The organism is Bacillus cereus group sp. RP32 (assembly GCF_040459735.1).
Lineage (GTDB): Bacteria > Bacillota > Bacilli > Bacillales > Bacillaceae_G > Bacillus_A > Bacillus_A wiedmannii.
Genome location: NZ_JARVHO010000001.1, coordinates 3,158,057 through 3,181,065 on the forward strand (window position 1 = coordinate 3,158,057; position 23,009 = coordinate 3,181,065).

Here is a 23,009-nt window from a genome sequence, read left to right on the forward strand (position 1 = left end):
ACTAGAAACCCGCAAAGAATGCTTTAAGTATGAATTACACTTGAACTTACTTCACCACAAACCTCGTCTGACTACACCCATCCTTCTGCTTCGTTACTTCTAATACAGCCGGCATTGCGTTTTTCAGCTCTTGAACGTGTGAAATGACACCGATAAATCGGCCTGATTTTTGTAAGTCAATTAAGGCGTCTACCGCTTTTGTTAATGACTCCTCATCTAATGAACCAAAACCTTCGTCGATAAACATCGTTTCGATGGAAATACCGCCTTCATACGATTGAATGACGTCTGCCATTCCAAGCGCTAAGCAAAGTGAGGCATTAAATTTCTCACCGCCAGATAATGTTTTTACATCGCGTGTTTGGCCAGTATATGCGTCGTATACATCTAATCCTAATCCACTTTGACGATTTCGCTTTTCAACTCGTTCACTTCGTTTTAAATAAAATTGTCCATTTGATAATTTACGTAATCGTTCGTTTGCAATTTGAACAATTTGTTCTAAATACTCAATTAAGATGTAACGTTCAAATGATATACGACTTTCGTTATCACCTTTCATTACTTCATATAAATCAACAAGTTCTTGGAACGCTTTTTCTTCCTCATGAATTTGCTCATCAATACGTCTAATGTTTTCATGTAAATCAGAAATATACGTTACCGCAGTTTGCGCACGTTGGCGTTTTTCTTTTATTATATCGAGATTAATTTGTAATTCTGTTATGTGTTCACCTAACGCCGTAATATCCATATATTCTTTATCTTTTAATTCAGCATGTAATTCTTCAATTTGTTTTGCAAGCACTTCAAGAGATGAATAATAACTTTGAATTTCTTTTTGTAACATCTCCATTTCAATATCACTTAATTTAGCTTCTTTATACGTAATTTGATCGGTAAATCCGCTCTGCTCAAGCTCTTTCATAAAGCGCGTAAACGTCTCTTCTTTCTTCAATTTTGTACTTTCAAATTGATTAGAAGCACTTTCCTGTTCTGCTTGAATACGTATATTTTCATTTTGCCAATGTTGATACGCTTCCTGCACTTTCTTCCATTCGTCCTCCATTAATTTGAGTTCATGCATAGCTTGGTCAAACTGGACTTTCCAAGCTTGGACTGTTTGTAAGTTTTCAGGGATATTTTTCTTATCATGTTCATATGACGTACGAAGCTGCATACACTCCATTTCTGTACGGTGCTGTACTGTTTCTACCTCACGCTTTTGTTTCTGAAGTGCATCTACTTTTTCTTCTACACTCTTTATATTCACAGCAGTTTGCTTACGCGTTTCTTCACTTGCTTTTAGCGTATTTACTTCAGTTGCTAATTGTTTTCCTTTTTGAACAAGTGCACTGTATGTTTCAACTAATTCCTCTGAGCGATAGCCTCGCTTCTTAACCTCTTCTATTACCTGTTCATATTGTAGGTGATAGAAATTCCATTTCTCCTCTAATTGAACATGTAATTTTTCAGCAACATTTTTCTTTTCTCTTAAATCATTTAACTCTTTTTCATCGATCGCATCACTTTGCTCTGTAGCTTTTTTCGGATGGTTTGTACTACCACATACTGGACAAGATTCGCCATCATGTAGATGAAGAGCTAATATACCAGCTTGTTCACTTAACCAGCGACGTTCCATATTTTCATATGAGTTAACTGCCAATCGCATCTTATTATATGCCGCTTCTTTTTCTTTCTCGAATTTTTGCTTTTCTTGCCAAACATCATATGCTTGCTTTAAAACTTTGGCATCTTCTCGCATATTCGTTAGTTCTTCTACTTTAGCTACATATTGCTCAAGTGCTCGTTCTAATTGCTGTAATTCATCAGACATTAGCTGTTTTTGATTTGTATGCTCATCTAATTGTCGATCTAAGTTTTGCATACTTTCTTTTAATTTCCCTATTTGAATTTCTGCATTTTGTAAATTCAACTGTTTCTCAGCTAATGATGCAATAATTGGTTGTAACTCTTCTAATCTTTGAACAAGTTTTTTTGCATTCTCTCTCTCAGGTTCTTTATTCTTTACCGCTTCATATTTCTCCTGAGCAAGTTCAAAGCTTTTCGTTACATTTTCTTTTTTAGCGATTATTTGTTTTAATAAACTTTCAGCCTTCTGCTCATTTTGCATTGCTTCTTCGTACCATTGTTCAAATGGTAATAAGCGCTTCGCTTCTTCCGCACGTTTAAAAGATTTTTCTTTCATTTCAATAACGGTACGATTTTCTTGTAAAGTGTTATATTTCTCATTCTTTTGTTGTAAATCTATAAATTTCTCATTTATGGATTTCGCTGCATGAAAACGTGTTTCAGCATCCTTTAATTGCTTCGTTTGAACATCTTGTTCTACTTGTAATTGCTCCACCTCTGCCTTATACACATCTGTTTCTTGTTCTAATGCTTCTACTACTTGATGCGTGTTTACATGTTCTTGTTCCACCAATGTCTCTAATAATGCTCCATCGCGGATTGGTAATTTGAAAACATTACGGAAGTATAGCTCTCGTTCTTTCTGTTTTTCTTGTAAAACGTCTTTCCATTGTTTTCGTTTTTGATCAAGTAACTCACGCATTAACTTATAACGATCCGTTTTAAAAATACGACGTAAAATTTCTTCTTTGTTTTCTGTCTCAGATGTTAATAGTTTTCGGAATTCCCCTTGTGGTAACATAACAATTTGGCTAAATTGATGTTTACTTAAACCAATTAAATCTTCCACTTTTTTATTTACATCCGTTACATGGAAACGATCAACAGCTGGAACATTCTCTTCATCAATCACTTCATATAGTTCTACTGCATGTCCCGTAATTGTCTTGTTCCCTTGTTTTTTATGTCCAAGTTGTCGTTTTATTTCATAACGTTTCCCTTTTAACTGAAAGGTTAGTTCTACACTTGTATACATATTATCATCAGCAAATTGACTGCGAAGCATGCTCGTATCACTACGTTCTTCTCCGCTTGCCTCACCATATAAGACATAACAAATCGCATCAAAAATCGTTGTCTTTCCAGCTCCTGTATTCCCAGAAATGGCGAAAATACGATGATCTCCAAGATCATTAAAATCGATTACTTCTTTCTGTTTATATGGCCCAAATGCTGTCATAATTAGCTGAATCGGTCTCATCCTCGTTCACCTTCCCGTTCTTGCACTGTTTGTAGTACTTCTACAAATAGACGTTCTTTCTCTTCTGATAAATCTAAGCCTTTCATTTCTTTATAAAAAGCCTTTAATAACGATAAATCATCCGTTTTATGTCTTGAAACAGTTACTTCATTTGACTCTGTGAACTCTCGTCTTTGAATAGATCTTTCAACATGCATTGCATTTGGATATACAGATCGTATTTTTTCCATTGGCTGCAAGACAGGATTTTCATCTAATAATTTTACAAACACATAATCTTCACTTACTGGATGTTGTAATAATTCATCTATTTTCGCTTCTACTGTTCGCATTTTACGACGTGGTGCAAGTAACCTTTTTTCAATTGTTGCTTCACCTTGCTCGTCCAGTTCCACAATATAATATCCTTTTTTATGTTTTTCTTCAGAAATAGAATATGCAAGTGGAGAACCTGAATATCGAATTGTCTCATTACGTACAAAATGCGCTTGATGTAAATGTCCAAGCGCTGTGTAATGAAACTTATCAAAATAATGACTATTTACGTATTCAGCACCACCAATTGAAAGTGGTCGTTCTGCATCACTTGTATTCTCTTCCGCTTCTCCCGCAGAAGTTACAAATGCATGACCAACAAATACGTGTCTTGCTTCTTTATCCATTGTTTCAGAAAGCTCATTCATAAAAATACGCATCGCATCATCATGAGAACGTACATCTTCGTTTTTCAAAACATGTCTAACTATGCTTGGATCCGCATATGGAACGAGATGGAAGTGAACCTCGCCATATTCATCATTTAATATAATTGGCTCATATGGAAATTGAAATTGTCCCACAATAAATAATCCTTGTTTCTTCATTAAACTACTTCCAAAATGAATACGATCTGGACTATCATGGTTTCCTGCAACCGCAATAACTGGTGTTTGTAAATCAATCACTATTTTTTGTAAAACATCATTTAATAAGTCTACTGCTTCCGTAGGTGGAATTGCTCGGTCATATAAATCCCCTGCAATAATTACGGCATCTGGTTTTTCTTCTTCAACAGCTTGTACAAACTGATCTAATACAATCTTTTGATCTTCAGTCATATACACGCCATGAACGAGCTTTCCTAAATGCCAATCCGCTGTATGAAATAACTTCATAGTTTCCTGCTCCTTTTAATTTACTGATTTTAGTGATACGAGTTGATAGTTTATTGTAGTTTTTCCGTTTTCCCACTCTAACTTTTGTATCATTGCACTACCAATTCTTTCTTCATTTGATTTATATAAAGGCAATATTTCTTGAACTGTAAATAAGTGATAACCATCCAATTTTAATTGAAATATGTTTTCTTCTATATGTAATCTTACTTCTTTTTCATTTGAAATAATTTTTGTGTGCACCTCAAATTTCATGACAGATACAACCCCTTTTTCTAATCTCTACACTATTAATAGTATATTGGCTATGCAAGATTGACAAGTAAATACACGGCAAAGTACACACTTTTCTACCGCTATATGTTTTTTATTTTTATATATAATACGGTATGTGAAATTTTATTTATTGTAAAAATAAAAATGTCTAATGTGACATCTTTATTTTTGTATAAAGTCTTTCATTACATAATATAAAACTGTAATGAAAACGATCGCTACAAAAAATGAAAATACTGCGATAATGTACCCATCCTTATTTAATAAAATGCAAAAAGAAATAGATATGATAAAAATCGGAAATACAAGTCGTACTTTATCCTTCACTTCCTCTGTCGTATCTGTATGATGAAAATACTGCGTTATCCCTATCATTAAAGAAGACAAAATAATCACCGACAATAGTAAAGGTCCTGGCATTCCGATTTCTCCTTTCTCTATTTCTAATGAAAAGCAATTTTTCTTTCATCATAATCACTTCAAATACTCTTTTTGAAGTGATTATGCACAATTTACACATATATAATAGCGTGTTTATCATGATAATTTCAAATAATTACAATTACAGTAATGTTGTAATATTCATTTTCAACCTCAGAAATCCTGCAAATATATCTCGTCAAAATATGCGGTATACAAATTAACACGTACCGTCAACTTTAGACAAAATTTATAAAGGACATTTCAGTACGTATCAAGAATTAAGAATAAGAAGATATGTAAGGGAGGATGAATTATGACTGAACACGTTTTATTTTCTGTTAGCGAAAACGGCGTTGCATCAATTACTTTAAACCGCCCAAAAGCACTTAATTCTTTATCTTATGACATGTTGCAACCAATTGGGCAAAAACTGAAAGAATGGGAACATGATGAGCGAATTGCGCTTATCGTATTAAAAGGAGCTGGCACAAAAGGTTTTTGTGCAGGCGGCGACATTAAAACTCTTTATGAAGCGCGTTCAAATGAAGCTGCATTGCAGCATGCGGAACGTTTTTTTGAAGAAGAGTATGAAATTGATACATATATTTATAAATATAAAAAACCGATCATCGCTTGTTTAGATGGAATTGTAATGGGCGGTGGTGTCGGTCTTACAAATGGTGCGAAATATCGAATTGTAACTGAGCGTACGAAATGGGCAATGCCAGAGATGAATATCGGCTTCTTCCCAGATGTCGGTGCTGCTTATTTCTTAAATAAATCTCCAGGGTTTGCTGGCCGCTATGTTGCTTTAACAGCATCTGTTTTAAAAGCTTCTGACGTATTATTTATAAACGCTGCTGATTACTTTATGACATCTGATTCATTACCAATTTTCCTTACTGAACTTGAAAGTGTAAATTGGCATAAACAAGATGATGTACATACTAATTTAAAAGAAGTCATTCGTACATTTGCAACTGCTCCAAACTTAGAAAGCGAGCTTTCTACTTCATTAGAAGAAATTAATTCACATTTTGCATTCGATACAATTGAAGAGATCACCGATTCATTGGAGAAAGCTCAAAGTTCCTTTGCTTTAAAAACGAAAGAAACGCTATTATCAAAATCCCCTATTTCATTAAAAGTAACTTTAAAACAGTTTATTGATGGACAAGATAAATCCGTTGAAGAATGTTTCGCTACCGACCTTGTACTTGCTAAAAATTTCATGAGACATGAAGATTTCTTCGAAGGAGTACGATCCGTTGTCGTTGATAAAGATCAAAATCCGAATTATAAATATAAGCAATTAAGTGATGTTTCAGAAGAAGATGTAAATCGGTTCTTTAACTTACTTAATGCATAATAAGGTGAAACATTAATAAGTGGGGGTTCATTACCCGCTTATTATTAGCCCTCACCGATCGTCCGGTCATGCGGGATAAAATTGAGGCTATATAGTAGTGGAATTTCACTACTATATAGCCTCTTTCTCATTTAATAATTTTTAATAAAATTTAATTTTATTAAATCAAAAATGTGTGCTACACTATTTTTAATCAAATATTCTAAAAATAAAAAGGAGGAGCAACTATGATTGAAAATTATTTTCTTTTCATCATTATGTCTATTTGTCTTATTATTTTACCTGGTCCTGATACTGCAATGGCGACGAAAAATACATTGGTTGCCGGTAAGGTCGGTGGAGTGAAAACAGTGTTCGGTACATGTGTTGCACTTTTAATTCATACTTTAGCAGCAGTAATCGGACTTTCCGCAATTATTGTAAAGTCAGCTCTTTTATTTTCTATTTTCAAGTACGTTGGAGCTCTGTATTTAATTTATATTGGCATTAAAGCCCTTTTAGCGGTAAGAAACAAAGAAGGCTTTGATACGAACGATATATCTTTAAATAATGAAGATGAACACACTTCTTGCTTTCGCCAAGGGTTTCTTACGAATTTATTAAACCCTAAAGTTGCAGTCTTCTTTTTAACCTTTTTACCTCAATTTTTAAATCCAAATCATAATACGTTTATTCAACTTCTCGTAATGGGTCTTACTTACCTCGTATTAACAGTTATTTGGTTCGCTTTTTATATATTTTTAATTGATAAAATTAGTGCTTTTATGAAAGAACCGAGGACGCAACGTTATATTCAAGGCTTAACAGGAATCGTCTTAATTGGTTTTGGTATTAAACTAGCTTTTGAAAAAAATAATTAACAAGACGAAAAACACCACATCTTCAGAGTGGTGTTTTTCATTTAACAACTGTTTTGGCTGTTTACTCTCTATTAAAACCAGCGCTCTGTTACAACTTTTTTACGTGTATAGAATTGAACACCATCTGTACCATTTGTACCTAAATCACCAAAGAATGAAGCTTTATTTCCTGCAAATGCGAAAAATGCCATTGGTGCTGGAACGTTTACGTTTACACCGATCATACCAGCATCTATATTATCACGGAACGTTTGTGCATGTTTACCATTTGACGTATAAATAACCGCGCCATTTGCAAATTTAGATTGATTTGTTAATTTAATACCTTCTTCTAAATCTTTAACTCGTACAATGCTTAATACTGGAGCAAAAATTTCATCTTGCCAAATTTTCATTTCTTGATTTACACCATCAAAGATTGTCGCACCTACAAAGTAACCTTCTCCAACTTCTTCCTTAATTTTGCGACCATCAACTAATAAAGTTGCTCCATCTGCTACACCGCTATTAATATAGCCTAATACGCGCTCTTTATGAGATTCACGAATTAATGGTCCAACATAATTATCTTCGTGGAAACCGTCACCTACTTTTAACTTCTTCGTCTCTGCTACTAGTACGTCGATGAATTCATCAGCAATTTCATCAACTACTGCTACTACTGAACATGCCATGCAGCGCTCTCCACTACTTGCGAATGCAGATCCAATTACACCTTGCACTGTTTTCTCAAGATTGCAATCAGGCATTACAATCGCATGGTTTTTTGCACCAGCTAACGCTTGTACACGTTTCCCGTGTTTCGTACCTGTTTCATACACGTAACGAGCTACCGGCTCAGATCCAACGAATGAAATAGCTTGAATATCTTTACTTTCTAAAATGCTATTTACAACATCTTTTCCGCCTTGTACTAAATTCAATACCCCTTTTGGAAAACCAGCTTCATAGAATAACTCTACAAGTCGCTCTGCTAAAAGTGGCGTTCTTTCCGATGTTTTTAATACGAACGTATTACCGCAAGCAATTGCAAGTGGGAACATCCATAATGGAATCATCATTGGGAAGTTAAACGGTGTAATACCAGCAACAACTCCAATTGGGTAGCGCCAAATCGATCCATCAATGCCGCTAGCAATATTCGGAAGAGCTTGTCCCATCATTAAATTTGGTGCTGATGTTGCAAGTTCTACCGCTTCAATCCCTCGCTGCACTTCACCAGTTGCATCCGTTAATGTTTTACCATTTTCTAGCGTAATGATTTTAGCAAGCTCTTCTTTGTTTTCTTGTAAAAGCTGTAAATATTTATATAATTGTCTTGAACGATTCGGAACTGGTACTTTAGACCATGTTTCGTATGCTGCTTTTGCCGCTTCAACAGCTTTTTCAACATCTTCTTTCGGAGATAGCGGAACGTAAGCGATAATTTTTCCAGTCGCCGGATTCGGAACTGCTTCTACTTCTGTACCAGTAGATTCTACCCACTCACCATTAATATGATTTTTTACTCGTTTAATTTCAGTTGTAATCATTATATTCTCTCCTTTTTTATGATGTATATAAGTCTATTATTTTTGATTAGAAATTAACTGTTCACTAACTTTCTTATATAAAGCAGCCATATCGTTTTCACCATATCCTGCCTCACTTGCTTCTTCATATACGTTTAATAGCATTTCGCTTACTGGTAAGTGAAGTTCGCTTTCTTTCGCTAAATCTACTGCAAATCCTAAATCTTTCTTTAATAAATTCACAGTAAATCCTGGATCGTAGTTTTCAGTTGCAATGAAACTTTTATAATTACGCTCATAAATTCTACTTTGACCGTAACTTACATTTAAAATATCAAACATTTTATCTAAATCCATATTATTCTTTTTCGCTAATGTTAAAGCTTCACTCACACCAGCTGTATAAAAACCAATTAATAGGTTATTAATTAATTTAACTGTTGTGCCACTATCAATCTGCTCACTAACATGGAAAACATTCGCGCCTAGTACGCCCATGATAGATTCCGTTTTCTCATATACTTCTTTCGATCCACCAACCATAAACGTTAATGTACGGTTTTCAGCTCCAATTACCCCACCACTAACAGGTGCTGCTAAAAAGTCTACTTTCTTTTCCTTTGCAGCTTCCTCTAACTGTTTGTTTAATTGTGGAGATACAGTACTTGTATCAATTAAAACTACATTCGAGTGGCTACTTTCAAATAATCCTTCTTCCCCAAAATACACCGCTTCAACAGCGCGAGGTGAAGGTAAACTTGTAAAAATCACATCGCATGTTTCTGCTAGTTTTGAGATTGATAAGCCAATAATTCCTCCTTCATTTTCAAAGGAAGCTTCGGCCTCTTTATTTAAATCCACACCGTATACTGTGTAACTCGATTTAACTAAATTTTTAGACATCGGAAGACCCATATTACCTAAACCGATAAAGCCAATCTTTTTCATATCGCTTTCCTCCTATTTACACAATATACTTTCCACGATTTATAATAGCTTTCGCAATTTCTCTCTTTTTTGTAAATACGTTCGTGTATAAAGGCACTAATAATTGACGAATTCCAGCTAAAATTACGTGTCTATCTCGTTCTTCTGTGACAGCCGCTGAAAGTATAGAAATCGCTGCTTCTTCTACTTTACGATAGCCTTCTTCACAAATAACATCAGTTATCATTTGTTTCGTACGCTCTTTCTCTTCACCATTTTTACTAATTGCTTTACTCGTGCGTAAAAATGCTGATTCCATGACGTACACGTCCGTTAACATATTTGATAATACACGTGAATATTCTTGTTCTTGGTCAATTTTTAACCCTGGAGTTTTAGAGAGCGTTTTCAAAGATTGTTTCAACAATTTTTTCGCTAATAAAATGTAACGATGGTTTCTTTCAACATTTGCTACATCAACTTCTACTTCAGTATCTTCAATTTGTTCCATTTGCTTCATTAACATTTTAGCAACTGTTAATCTATTAATTTCGTTTGTTCCTTCAAAAATACGACTAATTCTAGCGTCACGATATAATCGTTCTACCTCGTACTCTTGCATATAACCGTAACCACCATGAATTTGTACAGCTTCATCTACGATATGACCAAGTGTTTCAGAAGCATTTACTTTATTAAGTGCACATTCAATTGCAAATTGAGACATTTTCTTCATAAGATCTTCATCACTCTCATGAATTGCTTCATCAATTACACCTGCTGTACGGTAGGCTGCACTTTCTGCTCCATATGTAGCAATGATCATATTTGCAATTTTCTCTTGAATCATCGTAAAATCTACTAATTCCGTTTGGAACTGTTTTCGCTCTTTTCCATATTGAACCGACAAACCAATTGCTTGTTTTGCTGTTCCAATATTTCCAAAAGCCAGCTTTAGTCTAGCGAAGTTAAGAATATTAAGTGCTACGTGATGCCCTTTTCCAACTTCCCCTAAAACATTTTGAGCAGGGATGACAACATCTTCTAAAATTAGGGTAGCCGTTGAAGAACCTTTAATCCCCATTTTCTTTTCTTCTAGTCCAATGGATACACCTTCACATGTTCTTTCGACAATAAACGCTGTCATTCCTTTATTTGTCTTCGCAAAAACAACGTATACATCTGCCATATGAGCATTTGTAATCCACTGCTTCTCACCATTTAACTTCCAAGCAGTACCATCTTCATTTAATACTGCACTTGTTTTTGCACTTAAAGCATCAGAACCAGCATTTGGCTCAGTTAAAGCATAAGCCCCAATCCATTCTCCAGACGCAATTTTCGGCAAATATTTTTCTTTTTGTTCTTTCGTTCCGTAATATATGTAAGGCAATGTACCTACACCAGCGTGTATATTAAAGGAAACACTAAATGCACCAGCGTATCCCATTTTTTCTGCTACAAGCCCTGAAACTGCCTTTCCTAACTCAAATCCGCCGTACTCTTCTGGGACTTCGATACTTAATAATCCAAGTTCTCCAGCTTTCTCAAATAATTGACGAGAAATTTTATAGTTATGTTGTTCTATATTCTCCATTTGTGGAACAATTTCTTGTTTAACGAATTGTTCTGTCGTTTTTGCGATTAAATCTTCATCTCCTGAAAAATCTTCTGGCGTAAAGAAAGTATAATTCACATCTTTATTAAGTGAAAAAAATTCATCCCACGGTAACTTTGTTTTCTCCATCTGAATCCCCCTATCATTTCGGCCTTACTTGCTACTACGTATGCTCGTCTACGATGAGTGGAATTTCTTATTTTTGAAAACAGAAGGCGATGAATTGTCACATCAAGCAGTTCGTTTTGCCAAAGATGTATTCTCATCGCCTTAGTTGTTTTATCTATTGATCCTCTGATAATACTGTTTTTGCAATTCCAGTATCTAGTTCTTCAAAGTCATGATATGAAATTGTTTCATATAACTCACTTCTCGTTTGCATACTTGAAAGTGCATCTTTTTGAGAACCTGTTTCCTTAATTAAAGTAAACACATTCTCATATGCTTTCGCTGCAACACGAAGTGAAGTTACAGGATAAATAACCATTTGGAAGCCCATATTTGCAAATTCCTCTGCACTATAATACGGCGTTTTCCCGAACTCAGTCATATTCGCAAGTAAAGGCGCATTTACTTTACTATTAAATAGACGGAACTCTTCTTCTGATTGAAGCGCTTCAGGGAATATTGCATCTGCACCTGCTTTTACATAAGCATTCGCTCTTTCGATTGCTTCATCTAAGCCTTCTACACCGCGAGCATCTGTACGTGCCACAATATATAAGCTTGGTGCAACTTCTTTAATCGCTTTAATCTTTTGAACTAACTCTTCTGTAGTAACAAGTTTCTTACCATTTAAATGTCCACATTTCTTCGGTAATTGTTGATCTTCAATTTGAACAGCCGCAACTTTTGCTTCCACCATTTCTACTGCTGTTCTCGCTACGTTTAATACACCGCCAAATCCTGTATCAATATCAACAAGAACTGGTAAATCTGTAGCTCTTACTAGATCCCTTGCTCTCTCTGCTACTTCAGTAGACGTCACGATTCCTAAATCTGGTAGCCCTTTACTTGCAGTGTAAGCAGCTCCCGATAAATATAGAGCTGAAAAACCTGTATTTTTTGCAACAAGAGCAGCCATTGCATCATGAGCACCTGGAATTTGCAAAATTTCATTTGCTTCTACTAGAGCTCGGAAGCAATTCGCAAGCTCCTCTTGTGTTGACTGTTTATTCACAACCCAAGCCATTCTAAATTCCCCCTATTATTAATTTAAAAATAGATCTACAAATTCGTTTACATTCATATTTTCTAGTTTTTCTTCATTTAGACAAACTTCATGAATTTGTTCTTGTTGCTTACTAGAATAATGACCTGCCATATTTGCAGTGAATTTTTGAACAACTTTTGGAATTGCTTCGTCTCTACGGAAACGGTGACCAAGTGGATATTCACATTCCACATTTTCTGTTACAGTGCCATCCTTAAAATGAACTTGAACAGCGTTGGCGATTGAGCGCTTGTTCGGGTCAAGGTAATCTAAACTATACTGTTTGTTTTCAACAACAACCATCTTATTACGTAATTCATCTACACGTGGATTATTTGCTACTACATCCTCATAATCATCCGCAACGATATCTCCTTTTAACAAACCAATTGCCGTAATGTATTGTAAGCAATGATCACGATCAGCTGGGTTATTTAATGGACCTTCTTTGTCGATAATACGAATTGCTGATTCATGAGTTGTAATCGTAATACGATCAATTTCATCTAATCTTTCTTTAATTTCTGGATGTAATTTCACAGCACACTCTGCAGCTGTTTGTGCATGGAACTCTGCTGGATATGAAACTTTAAATAATACATTTTCCATTACATAAGACTCTAATGGTCTTGCTAACTTTAATTCTTGTTTATTGAATAATACATCTTGGAATCCCCAGCCTGGTGCAGATAATGCTGTTGGATATCCCATTTCACCTTTTAGAGCAGTCATTGCAAGATGAACACCGCGGCTTGTTGCATCACCTGCTGCCCATGATTTACGTGAGCCTGTATTTGGTGCATGACGATATGTACGAAGACTAGAATTATCAATCCATGCATGTGATAATGCATTAAAGATTTCTTCACGTGTTCCACCGAGCATTTTTGCAACTACAGCAGTTGTTGCTACTTTTACGTATAATACATGGTCAAGACCAACACGATTCAAACTATTTTCTAAAGCTAGTACACCTTGAATTTCATGTGCTTTAATCATCATTTCTAATACTTCACGTACTTTTAATGGTTCTTTTCCTTCTGAAATACGAACACGGCTAATATAATCTGCAACTGCTAAAATACCGCCTAAGTTATCAGATGGATGTCCCCACTCTGCTGCAAGCCAAGTATCGTTATAGTCTAACCAACGGATCATACATCCGATATTAAATGCACCTTTCACTGGATCAAGCACATATGACGTACCTGGTACACGTGTACCATTCGGCACGATCGTTCCTGGTACAACTGGTCCTAGTAATTTCGTACACTCTGGATATTGTAGTGCTAAAATTCCGCATCCAAGTGTATCAAGTAATACGTAACGAGCAGTACTGAATGCTTCTGCGCTAGTTACCTCTTTATTTAATACATAATCCGCAATTTCTTCTAATAATGCATCTTTTTGTTTAATTTCATTTGTTTTAATCATACTATTCTTCCCTTTCTGTCGAAAATTCGTTATTATTAATGATGGGTGTCGGTCAAACACCCATCTAGCGGGCGGTGCTAACAACTCCCCAGTTGTTCTTATTTACTAAGTACATGTCGCTCGCCAACATAATTTACACGTGGACGGAACAATCGATTGTTCGCATGTTGCTCAATTACGTGCGCGCATAGTCCTACTGTTCTAGAGCTAAAAAAGATTGGTGTGTAAAGTTGAATTGGAATACCAAGCATCCAATATACTGGAGCTGCATAATAATCAAGGTTCGGATAAATTCCTTTTTCCTTCTCCATAATCTTTTCTCCAGCTTCACACATTTCATATAGTGTATAATCGCCTTTTACATCACATAACTGCTTTAAAGCTTCCTTCATCATCAGTGCTCTTGGATCCATCTTCTTCATATACACACGATGTCCAAAGCCCATAATTTTTTCTTTGTTATATAGTTTCTTCTGTAACAACTCTTCAAACTTCTCAACATTACCAGCTTCTAAAAGCATGTACATAACCGCTTCGTTTGCACCACCGTGTAAGCTACCTTTTAAAGATGCAACTGCACCTGTTAAAGCACCATATAAGTCCGATTGCGTTGATGCAATAACGCGCGCTGTAAATGTAGAGTTTGGCATTTCATGTTCACTATATAAAACAAGGGAACGATCAAAGATCTTCTCCTCAAGTTCAGTTGGTTTTTTACCTGTTAACATATAGAAGAAATTCGCGCTATATGTTAATTCTTGAAGAGGCTGAATTGGCTCTTCATTATTTAAAATATGATAGCTATTCGCTACAATGTTTGGTACTTTGCTCAATAATTTGTACCCGCGGCTTTTGTTTACTTCTAACGAGCGGTTTTCGATATCATTATCGTAACCAGCTAATGCGGACACACCTGTACGCAATCCATCCATCGGGTGCGTTTCTTTCGGTAATGCCTTTAATACGTTGAATACACCTTCTGGTACCGCGTATTCTTCTTTTAATTTCTTTTCGAGTTTTGCTTTTTCATCCTCATTTGGTAGATGTTCTTCCAATAAAAGGTGCACAATGTCTAAATACTCTTTTGTTTTTGAGAGTTCGATTAAGTCATACCCTTGAATTACAATTTCACCTTTCACTGTGTCAAGAAACGAAATTTTCGTCTCCGCTGCCACTATACCATCTAATCCCGGGGAAAATTTTTCTTCAGCTTTCATCATTATTTCCTCCAATCCTAATAGATCTTCGTGCACATAACTGTAAGCCTTTACAAAATCGTGAAACTACATTTCTATTTCAATGTATCAGAGTTTTTAGAAGATTTCAATTTATTTTATAATGATAAGTTTCCTATACTTTTACCGATGTAACAATACAATTTTTCAAAAATAATTTTCATATTTTATAAAGAAAGGACAGACTTCTTTGTTCGACTTATTAAAACAAAATATAAGGATGAATCAGAAAATCCTACAGAACATATCATTCTCCCATTTTTTTTAAGAAAATAAAAAAACGAGCTGTACACATATACAACTCGTTTCTTCATAATATTTATTTCACTATCTCTTCAATATAATTCTTATATAAAACTTATTTACTTTTAAAAAAGTTATTATTTTACATAATTAAATTAAATTCCTACGTTTCCCCGTACTAACCTACAACTAAATGATAGTTTTGAAAGTGCTAAAGATCATCAACATTCAAAAAAATAGAATGTCTCTTTCTTTAACTTACATAATTTACCATACAGTTTCCTAAAGACTATTCCTAAAGAATATCCAGGCTGAATTGGACTATTAACATGCTATATTCAGAATTCTTCCTTAAACCATTGTAGAGCGTCATGTTCAATTGAAATTTTGATCTTTGTTCCTCTCGTTTACGCAAATTCTTTTTTACCTAATCGCTGTTTTACAAAAATGACAAAAATAATGAAAGCGATTAGTCCTGAAATTGCACTACCTGCAAATAAAATACGGTAACCGAACATTTGCGAAACAACTCCAAGTAAAATCGCACCAAGTCCAATCCCTAAATCAAATGCGGTAAAGAATGAAGCGTTAGCAACTCCTCTTTTACTCGGATCAACAATTGTAAGCATCGCTGCTTGTAATGCGGGCTGTGCTGAACCGAATCCAACACCGTATAATGCAGCTGCGATAACTACACCCATTAAACTATTTGAAATCGTTAATACAACTATTGCGATAATCGTAATACATAGTGCCGGGAGTATGATAAATACTTCTCCATACTTATCTAATAGTTTTCCTGAAATTGGTCTTACAATCGTTAAAGCAACTGCATATACAAGAAAGAATGTCCCAGGATTCACATCAATTGACGATGCAAATAGCGGTAAAAACGTCGTAATCCCTCCATATGCAAATGATAAAAAGAAAACAACAATCGTAATTGATAGAACGGATTTTTCAAACAGTTGCATTTTCCCTTTTTCTTTTTGTGGTGTGAATGGCATTTTCGTCATGAACGATAATAAGACTGCCATAAAGGATAAAAGAGTTGCTAACAAGAATAGGCTGTGAAATGAATAATTTTGTACAACCGATAATCCAATCATTGGGCCGATTGCCATTGCAATTGTCATAGCCATCCCATACCATCCCATACCTTCACCACGGCGTGAATCTGGTATAATATCAGTTATCGCTGTTCCAACAGCTGTTGTAGAAACAGCCCATGTTACCCCGTGAATAACACGTAAAACAGCTAAAAGGATAATAGTCGACGCTAAATTATAGGAATACATCGTTAACCCAAAAAAGATGAGTCCAAAAATAATAAACGATCTTCTACCATATTGATCTAACATCCCTCCAATAATCGGTCGTATTACAACTGCAGCTATTGTAAACATTCCCATCATGAGTCCAACTTGTGATTCATTGCCGCCTATCTCTTTAATAAAGAGCGGGAGCGTTGGTACAAGTAAATAAAATCCTGTAAATAAAAATAACATTGCGAAAGTCATTTGAATAAATGATTTCGTCCATAATCGTTCCATTAAAATTCCTCCATAAACACGTATGTTATTGCAATTAACACCTCCATTTTACATTTTCTTAGTCCCTTTTCCCTCCGTAAATAGACGTATCTTTTTATAATAAATGGTCCACCATCAATTTAAATTGGTCTTACAACTTTATAAGTATACATTAGCCTAAAGTCCTATCTATATGTACCTTTATACGTGTGAAAAGAATATACTACTTTATTATCACAACTTAGGAGTGATTATGTTATGTGGGTATCTTCAAGAGTAACAGCCGTCGTTCCTTCGACTCCTGGGATACACGTTCCAGCCGTTCATACAGCTAGTTCCGATGTAGGAATTGAACTCCCTGCAACTTGGCAACAATATCAAATTCCCGGTCAAGTTACTCCCTCATTTTGGCATCATGGCGCACATCCAAGTAGTACTACCTTTTACAACCCCAGTTATACTCCATTGCCTCAGGCTCAAGTCTTTTATCATTTTCCATCAATTTATTTTCAGAATTTCTACGGTACTTTTAACATTTAAATTCATCATTGCATAGCTGCTACATTTTAACGAAAATAATACTTCAAATAGAGAATTATGTAGTAATTTCACATAACAACTATTTAATCCTAAAAACCTATAAACTGCTTACTATAGAATTTTCTGTAGGAAATCAATAATCAATATTTTAATTTAAACGATAAAAAAGCACTTAAGATTGTAATTTTCACAAATCTTAAGTGCTTTTTTGTACTTTTTATTAACTTCTCTTATTGTCCATTATTGACAGGGGCTTCTCCTGTATTCCCGCCAGTATCTGGTTGTGTGGTCGCTGGAGGTGTTGTATTTCCTTGACCTCCTCCGTTATTCGCTGGAGGTGTTGTATTTCCTTGACCTCCTCCGTTATTCGCTGGAGGTGTCGTATTTCCTTGGCCTCCTCCGTTATTTGCTGGAGGTGTTGTATTTCCTTGGCCTCCTCCGTTATTTGCTGGAGGTGTCGTATTTCCTTGGCCTCCTCCGTTATTTGCTGGAGGTGTCGTTCCTTGGCCATTTCCATTATTTTGTTCATTTTGTTTCTTTTCTTCTTCTTGTTTCTTTTGCTCTTCTAGTTTCTTTTGCTCTTCTAGTTTCTTTTGTTCTTCTTGCTTCTTCAGTTCCTCTTGTTGCTTTTGTTCTTCTTGTTTTTTAAGTTCTTCTTGTTTCTTTAATTCTTCTTGCTTTTTCTCTTCTTCAGTTTTTTGCTGTTGATCTTGTTTTGGTTGTTCCGTTGTATCCGGTACGCTTGTATTTGGAGAAGAATCACGTTTTTCCCCTTTTATACGCAGCTCACTACCTTCTTGAATTACACTACTTGGCATTTTAAATCTTGATTTATCTGTAGCCATCTCGCTCATCATTTCTTTAAAGATCAACTGTGCGATTTTCGTATTTTTACTACTAATATACTCGTCTTTACCATCTTTCATATACCCAGTCCATACTGCCATCGTATATTGCGGCGTATAACCTGCAAACCAACTATCACGAGTCGCACTTTCTGGAATGTTATATTGAGCTAATTGTTTTGAAGCATAGTTTGTTGTACCTGTTTTACCAGCTACATCTAAAGAACTTATATTTGCTGCTGTACCAGTACCTGATGTTACTACTGAACGAAGCATATCAGTAATCATATATGCTGTAGAGTCAGCTATAACTTGTTTTGGTTTTTGCTCAAAACTTTGTGACTTGCCGTCTGGATAAACTATTTTCTTAACAAAATGCGGTTTTGCATACTTTCCACCATTTCCAAATGTCGCATAAGCACCCGCCATTTCAGTTGGTGATACTTCGTTTGTACCAATAGCTGTAGATTCTGCCAGCGGTTTATTAAATGTAATACCTAATTTCTCAGAGAATTCCTTTGATTTATTAAGTCCTACTTCTTTTGCAGTTTTAACTGCTGGAACGTTACGTGACATTTTTAACGCTTCACGCATAGTAATTGGGCCTAAATGACTTCTGTCCGCATTTCGAAGTTCTTGTCCAGTTGAATATTTAAATGGAGAATCATCAATTTGATGATACGTAGCCCATTTTAAGTATTCAATTGCAGGACCGTAATCAAAGATTGGCTTCATCGTCGAACCAGCTGCACGATCTAATTCAATTGCCATATTATGCCCTTTAAATACTGCTTTATTTTCACCGCGTCCACTACCTATAGCACGAACCTCACCTGTTTTCGTATCCATAAATGTGAAAGCACCTTGGAATTTATCATTTGGATAATTAATAATATTTGTATTTAAAATATTATCAGCTAATTTCTGTGCTTTTGGATCCAAAGTTGTATGAATTTCTAAACCATCTGAGCCAATATTAGCATCGGGCAATTCTTTTTCTACTTCTTTCACAACTGCATCCATAAATGCAGGATATGGCATTGCTTGAAGTTCAGTTGCAGGTTTAAGACCATCCGTTACTGAAACTTTCGATGCTTCTTCCATTTCTGCTTTTGTAATATAACCATGTCGATTCATTAATCCTAGTACAACATTTCTTCTTTCTGTTGCCCTTTGAACATTTTCTGTTTTCGTTGGATCATAGTTATTCGGCGCTTTTGGTAAACCTGCAAGCATCGCAACTTCTGGTAATGTTAACTCTTTTAAATCTTTATCATAATAGTTTCGTGCTGCTGTTGCGATTCCATATGAACGGTTTCCTAAATTAATTTTATTTAAATACATTTCTAAAATTTCATGTTTTGAATATTGTTGTTCTAGCTTATACGCTAAATATATTTCCTGAACTTTACGTTTTGATGTTTTTTCCATCGATAAGAAATAGTTTTTAATAACCTGTTGCGTTATTGTACTTCCACCTTGTGAACCATAATCTCCTTTAAGACTCACTAAGACAGCACGGGCAGTACCTTTAAAGTCTACTCCACTATGCTCATAAAAACGTGAATCTTCTGTTGCTAAAAATGCATTTTCTACTAATTTAGGAATTTGATCATACGTAACATTCGTCCGTTTTTCTTTCCCGTATTCATATACCAAATCGCCATTTTTATCATAAATTTTTGAGGATAACGGATTAACAAGTTTTGCTTTCTCAAGTTTTGGTGCATCCTTAATCATTACGAAGAAGGTAGCAACCCCCGCCACTAAACCAACAATACCAAGTAATAAACAAGTAATCAAAAACTTACGAAAGAACGATGTTTTACCTTTTGGTTTTTGTGTTTTAGAAGCTGGCTGTTTTTTCTTTTTAACTTGTCGTCGCTCCTCTCGAGAACGATAATTTTCTGACATGTTACTTTCTCCTGCCTTTCAATTCTCCCGTTGATTTACTTGAAAATATTGAGGTCACTTTCTAAACTGAATTTAATTAAGAAAGTATATTGACCTGGAGCATTCAATATTTTCCTAATTCACAGATTATAAATTTTAGAATTCTTCTTATGCAAACTATTTTCACTTCTATTTTTCCTAATAATGCTGCCCCTTTAAGCATAGAATGTAAAAAGTGAATTTTTCATACCTCGTATAAATAATATACCTTTTTTTCAAATGGTCAATATTTTCTTATTTATAAATCAAAGGTGAAATAAAAATAGCACAACGATATGTACTTCGTGTGAACTTCCTTATCATTACGTATAACGAACATTTAATATATCGCATATAAGTATAATATCTCTTTAATTATAAGGATTTCAACACTACAACCTCAACATCTACAAGAAATTATTAAAAATGAAAAGTGAGGAGTTGCATAATGATGAAGCTATCTCCCGTGAGTTCTAAAAATATTGTTGCTGTTGGCTATAATCCTTTTTCTATGATTTTACGCATTCAATTAAGGAATGGAATGTATGATTTCTTTAACGTGCCTGAAAACATTTACACCGGTTTATTAAGCGCACACTCTAAAACTAATTATCACAATACTTATATTAAAAATTCTTACCGCTATACTAAAATTTAAACTTAAACAGAATGAAAAAAAGAAAGGAGGTAGTCCCCCTTTCTTTTTACAATCATTTCACGACTTAGCTATCTCCTATTCCTCTTATTCATTTCATCATATGCTTCAATTTGTTTTTTTAATCTCCGGTCTGCTTTTTTATCATGTACAACTAATATCGCATGTATAACTCCTGGAACCCAAAATATTAATGTTAATAGGAAGTTAATTATCGCTTGAAATGGTTTGCCGCAAAATAATACGGCTACAGGTGGCAGAAGAATTGCCAATAAATACATCATCTCTTGAAAACTCCTCATTTTGTATTTTTTATCTCTCTTCTTTTCAAACGCTCACAAAACCAATTATTTTTATATTTCATACATTCCAATTAAGCATGAAAAACTTTTCTACTCTTATATATTCTATTCATATGCCTAAAAACCTACTACTTCAATCTTACCACGTATGTAAAATTGCCCCCCCTTCCTTTATCAAATGTGTATTTTCATATTTTTATTTTTTCTAATTTTTCTTCTTCCTCTATTATAGTTAATCCAATCGCAGAAATAATAGTTCCTATTGCTTGTATCCAAATACCAATGAGTGCTATTATCTTCTCATTCTTCTTATCAACCATACTGCCTTCATTTTCTATTTCATTCTTTGATACATTAATAATACCTTGATACGCTTGAAGTCCCGCACCTAAACTTTGCAAAGAATTACCTAGTATTATAATTCTCTGTATTGCTTTCATCTGAAGCAAAGCTGCTTCTACTCCTAAAAAAGCACCAATCGATTGTAAACTGTTCCCGACAATTATGAGATAATCATTCTCTTTCAATTGTTTATTTATATTAAAATATGTTCCTATTACATTTGATATATTCCCTAATGCTAATAATTCAATGCCCATTTTATCGAGCATTTCACTTTTATTCTCCAAACACATATTTTGATTTTCTCTTTCAGCTTCATCTCCGGTATCATTACTCGCTATTATTTGTAATATATAACCGAGGGCTTGTAATGAGCTTCCTACAATTACAAGATCTGATTCAACTTTCTCTTCTCCAATAAATCCTCTTGTCGTCCCAATAGCCGCAGTAAGATTTCCTCCTACTTGAAACCATGCTCCTGTCACTTTTAAACCGCTTGGATTCATTTTTATCACCTATTTAGAAATTTTCTAGTGCTTTTTTCGCCATACACAAATGACATCCTTTATCTCATATTTATTTTCTATATGTAATTTTGTGAATTCTAAAATGTGTTAATCATACAAAAAAGCACCTTTAAGGTACTTTTTTTAGACAAAGCGTATATCACTGAAAATACGCTAATTAAAAGATACGTATACAGTTCAAAATATATTTACATACATTCTGGGCATGTCAATGAAGCTCCATTTTTATCTATTGTTATATTTAATATATATTGAATCGCATGATGTGACCACATTTCAGGTGTGGGTGATTCATTTACATACTGTGGTGCACATGAATACAGCATTGGGGTCCTGATACTGCCGCCCGGATCTAAAGCAACAACAGCCATACCAGAGGGTAATTCAAGTGCCATAGATTTCGTGATACCTTCAATTGCAAACTTTGAGGCACAATATGGCGCAAGCTCAGCTTCTCCCTCTCGGCCCCAACTAGAACTCATATTAATAATCCTTCCTTCTTTCCTAGCTACCATCGCTGGGACAAATGCCCTAATTACATTTACTACACCATTTACGTTTACATTCATTATATTTTCGAATTCTTGAGCGGTTACTTTCCACAGTGGCCCATTTTTATTAACAATCGACGCATTATTTATTAACAAATCTGGTGCTCTATTTCTATGAAGTATATAATTTGCCCAACTACTTACTTGCTGAGAATCTGAAACATCAATTATTTGAAAATCATGTATATTTCCGTAATATTTTTTTAATTCTTCAATTTTATCTTTTGAACGTCCACAGCCATATATATTCCATCCCAATTCATGAAATCGATCAACCATTGCACGACCTAACCCTTGCGTCACTCCTGTTATAATTACAATTTTTCCAATTTCGTTTTGCTTCAAATATCTCTCCTCCTTTACAGCATTGTACACTCTTCCTTT

The 23,009-nt window shown here is 34.8% G+C and carries 19 protein-coding genes and 1 pseudogene; 4 read left to right on the forward strand and 16 right to left on the reverse strand.

The window, feature by feature from the left end; all coding sequences use genetic code 11:
• Positions 1-46: 46 nt before the first annotated feature.
• From QCI46_RS16255 to QCI46_RS16270, 4 genes are all read right to left on the reverse strand, one after another.
• Entirely contained in the window at positions 47-3,136 is a 3,090-nt protein-coding gene (locus tag QCI46_RS16255; protein ID WP_353840887.1) for an AAA family ATPase, read from the reverse strand.
• The gene (locus QCI46_RS16260) at positions 3,133-4,290 is read right to left on the reverse strand and encodes an exonuclease SbcCD subunit D (protein ID WP_060488683.1); all 1,158 of its coding nucleotides are present in this window, start codon (positions 4,288-4,290) and stop codon (positions 3,133-3,135) included. The genes QCI46_RS16255 and QCI46_RS16260 overlap by 4 nt, the downstream gene beginning before the upstream one ends.
• Before the next feature lie 15 nt (positions 4,291-4,305).
• Positions 4,306-4,545 carry a DUF2584 family protein gene (locus QCI46_RS16265; protein WP_353840888.1) on the reverse strand — a complete coding sequence of 80 codons (240 nt, stop codon included), beginning with the start codon at positions 4,543-4,545 and terminating at the stop codon, positions 4,306-4,308.
• 183 nt (positions 4,546-4,728) lie between these two features.
• The gene (locus QCI46_RS16270) at positions 4,729-4,986 is read right to left on the reverse strand and encodes a hypothetical protein (RefSeq protein WP_046955733.1); all 258 of its coding nucleotides are present in this window, start codon (positions 4,984-4,986) and stop codon (positions 4,729-4,731) included.
• Positions 4,987-5,302: 316 nt separating this feature from the next.
• On the opposite strand from QCI46_RS16270, the gene QCI46_RS16275 reads away from it, so the two are divergent.
• Both QCI46_RS16275 and QCI46_RS16280 read left to right on the forward strand, forming a co-directional pair.
• Positions 5,303-6,358 (forward strand): enoyl-CoA hydratase/isomerase family protein, encoded by a 1,056-nt coding sequence (locus QCI46_RS16275; protein ID WP_353840889.1) that lies wholly within the window; start codon positions 5,303-5,305, stop codon positions 6,356-6,358.
• A 227-nt stretch (positions 6,359-6,585) separates the two neighbouring features.
• Positions 6,586-7,218 (forward strand): LysE family translocator, encoded by a 633-nt coding sequence (locus QCI46_RS16280; protein WP_353840890.1) that lies wholly within the window; start codon positions 6,586-6,588, stop codon positions 7,216-7,218.
• Between the two features lie 71 nt (positions 7,219-7,289).
• Here the strand turns inward: QCI46_RS16280 and QCI46_RS16285 are convergent, their stop codons facing one another.
• The 8 genes and pseudogenes from QCI46_RS16285 to QCI46_RS16320 form a co-directional block, all read right to left on the reverse strand.
• Positions 7,290-8,750 (reverse strand): CoA-acylating methylmalonate-semialdehyde dehydrogenase, encoded by a 1,461-nt coding sequence (locus tag QCI46_RS16285; RefSeq protein ID WP_060488680.1) that lies wholly within the window; start codon positions 8,748-8,750, stop codon positions 7,290-7,292.
• Between the two features lie 36 nt (positions 8,751-8,786).
• Positions 8,787-9,677 carry an NAD(P)-dependent oxidoreductase gene (locus QCI46_RS16290; protein WP_353840891.1) on the reverse strand — a complete coding sequence of 297 codons (891 nt, stop codon included), beginning with the start codon at positions 9,675-9,677 and terminating at the stop codon, positions 8,787-8,789.
• A 16-nt stretch (positions 9,678-9,693) separates the two neighbouring features.
• Positions 9,694-11,403 (reverse strand): acyl-CoA dehydrogenase family protein, encoded by a 1,710-nt coding sequence (locus QCI46_RS16295; RefSeq protein ID WP_353840892.1) that lies wholly within the window; start codon positions 11,401-11,403, stop codon positions 9,694-9,696.
• A 154-nt stretch (positions 11,404-11,557) separates the two neighbouring features.
• Positions 11,558-12,466 carry a methylisocitrate lyase gene (gene prpB, locus QCI46_RS16300; protein ID WP_088063295.1) on the reverse strand — a complete coding sequence of 303 codons (909 nt, stop codon included), beginning with the start codon at positions 12,464-12,466 and terminating at the stop codon, positions 11,558-11,560.
• 18 nt (positions 12,467-12,484) lie between these two features.
• Positions 12,485-13,921, reverse strand: a complete 1,437-nt coding sequence (prpD, locus tag QCI46_RS16305; protein ID WP_097907488.1) for a 2-methylcitrate dehydratase — start codon at positions 13,919-13,921, stop codon at positions 12,485-12,487.
• 98 nt (positions 13,922-14,019) lie between these two features.
• Positions 14,020-15,141: a citrate synthase gene (gene mmgD, locus QCI46_RS16310; protein WP_116867973.1), complete on the reverse strand. Its 1,122-nt coding sequence runs from the start codon at positions 15,139-15,141 to the stop codon at positions 14,020-14,022.
• A 472-nt stretch (positions 15,142-15,613) separates the two neighbouring features.
• Positions 15,614-15,791 (reverse strand): annotated as a pseudogene (locus tag QCI46_RS16315) (HesB/YadR/YfhF family protein); the annotation flags it as partial.
• Positions 15,792-15,806: 15 nt separating this feature from the next.
• Complete coding sequence (locus QCI46_RS16320; protein WP_353840893.1) at positions 15,807-16,952, reverse strand: MFS transporter; 1,146 nt, start codon at positions 16,950-16,952, stop codon at positions 15,807-15,809.
• A 237-nt stretch (positions 16,953-17,189) separates the two neighbouring features.
• Here QCI46_RS16320 and QCI46_RS16325 point away from each other — a divergent pair, with 237 nt between their 5' ends.
• Positions 17,190-17,471 carry a hypothetical protein gene (locus tag QCI46_RS16325; protein WP_060488674.1) on the forward strand — a complete coding sequence of 94 codons (282 nt, stop codon included), beginning with the start codon at positions 17,190-17,192 and terminating at the stop codon, positions 17,469-17,471.
• Positions 17,472-17,701: 230 nt separating this feature from the next.
• Here the strand turns inward: QCI46_RS16325 and QCI46_RS16330 are convergent, their stop codons facing one another.
• Positions 17,702-20,230, reverse strand: a complete 2,529-nt coding sequence (locus QCI46_RS16330) for a PBP1A family penicillin-binding protein (protein WP_353840894.1) — start codon at positions 20,228-20,230, stop codon at positions 17,702-17,704.
• Positions 20,231-20,696: 466 nt separating this feature from the next.
• Here QCI46_RS16330 and QCI46_RS16335 point away from each other — a divergent pair, with 466 nt between their 5' ends.
• A complete protein-coding gene (locus tag QCI46_RS16335) occupies positions 20,697-20,906 on the forward strand; it encodes a KTSC domain-containing protein (protein ID WP_000977084.1) in 210 nt (69 codons plus the stop codon).
• A 68-nt stretch (positions 20,907-20,974) separates the two neighbouring features.
• Here the strand turns inward: QCI46_RS16335 and QCI46_RS16340 are convergent, their stop codons facing one another.
• From QCI46_RS16340 to QCI46_RS16350, 3 genes are all read right to left on the reverse strand, one after another.
• On the reverse strand, positions 20,975-21,187 hold the full coding sequence (locus QCI46_RS16340; protein ID WP_000990228.1) for a YqaE/Pmp3 family membrane protein: 213 nt from the start codon (positions 21,185-21,187) through the stop codon (positions 20,975-20,977).
• A 206-nt stretch (positions 21,188-21,393) separates the two neighbouring features.
• Positions 21,394-22,053, reverse strand: coding sequence for a DUF6944 family repetitive protein (locus QCI46_RS16345; protein WP_353840895.1), 660 nt, complete (start codon positions 22,051-22,053; stop codon positions 21,394-21,396).
• 209 nt (positions 22,054-22,262) lie between these two features.
• Positions 22,263-22,970, reverse strand: coding sequence for an SDR family oxidoreductase (locus tag QCI46_RS16350; protein WP_353840896.1), 708 nt, complete (start codon positions 22,968-22,970; stop codon positions 22,263-22,265).
• Positions 22,971-23,009: the final 39 nt, after the last annotated feature.

What these genes read in the sequence shown, in the direction of transcription:
- QCI46_RS16335 (WP_000977084.1), top strand. Translation starts at nt 20,697, where the DNA reads ATGATGAAGCTATCTCCCGTGAGTTCTAAAAATATTGTTGCTGTTGGC.
- prpB (WP_088063295.1), bottom strand. Translation starts at nt 12,466, where the DNA reads ATGGCTTGGGTTGTGAATAAACAGTCAACACAAGAGGAGCTTGCGAAT.
- QCI46_RS16340 (WP_000990228.1), bottom strand. Translation starts at nt 21,187, where the DNA reads ATGATGTATTTATTGGCAATTCTTCTGCCACCTGTAGCCGTATTATTT.
- QCI46_RS16295 (WP_353840892.1), bottom strand. Translation starts at nt 11,403, where the DNA reads ATGGAGAAAACAAAGTTACCGTGGGATGAATTTTTTTCACTTAATAAA.
- QCI46_RS16285 (WP_060488680.1), bottom strand. Translation starts at nt 8,750, where the DNA reads ATGATTACAACTGAAATTAAACGAGTAAAAAATCATATTAATGGTGAG.
- QCI46_RS16325 (WP_060488674.1), top strand. Translation starts at nt 17,190, where the DNA reads ATGTGGGTATCTTCAAGAGTAACAGCCGTCGTTCCTTCGACTCCTGGG.
- QCI46_RS16260 (WP_060488683.1), bottom strand. Translation starts at nt 4,290, where the DNA reads ATGAAGTTATTTCATACAGCGGATTGGCATTTAGGAAAGCTCGTTCAT.
- QCI46_RS16270 (WP_046955733.1), bottom strand. Translation starts at nt 4,986, where the DNA reads ATGCCAGGACCTTTACTATTGTCGGTGATTATTTTGTCTTCTTTAATG.
- QCI46_RS16255 (WP_353840887.1), bottom strand. Translation starts at nt 3,136, where the DNA reads ATGAGACCGATTCAGCTAATTATGACAGCATTTGGGCCATATAAACAG.
- QCI46_RS16330 (WP_353840894.1), bottom strand. Translation starts at nt 20,230, where the DNA reads ATGTCAGAAAATTATCGTTCTCGAGAGGAGCGACGACAAGTTAAAAAG.
- QCI46_RS16275 (WP_353840889.1), top strand. Translation starts at nt 5,303, where the DNA reads ATGACTGAACACGTTTTATTTTCTGTTAGCGAAAACGGCGTTGCATCA.
- QCI46_RS16345 (WP_353840895.1), bottom strand. Translation starts at nt 22,053, where the DNA reads ATGAATCCAAGCGGTTTAAAAGTGACAGGAGCATGGTTTCAAGTAGGA.
- mmgD (WP_116867973.1), bottom strand. Translation starts at nt 15,141, where the DNA reads ATGATGAAAGCTGAAGAAAAATTTTCCCCGGGATTAGATGGTATAGTG.
- prpD (WP_097907488.1), bottom strand. Translation starts at nt 13,921, where the DNA reads ATGATTAAAACAAATGAAATTAAACAAAAAGATGCATTATTAGAAGAA.
- QCI46_RS16290 (WP_353840891.1), bottom strand. Translation starts at nt 9,677, where the DNA reads ATGAAAAAGATTGGCTTTATCGGTTTAGGTAATATGGGTCTTCCGATG.
- QCI46_RS16265 (WP_353840888.1), bottom strand. Translation starts at nt 4,545, where the DNA reads ATGAAATTTGAGGTGCACACAAAAATTATTTCAAATGAAAAAGAAGTA.
- QCI46_RS16280 (WP_353840890.1), top strand. Translation starts at nt 6,586, where the DNA reads ATGATTGAAAATTATTTTCTTTTCATCATTATGTCTATTTGTCTTATT.
- QCI46_RS16320 (WP_353840893.1), bottom strand. Translation starts at nt 16,952, where the DNA reads ATGGAACGATTATGGACGAAATCATTTATTCAAATGACTTTCGCAATG.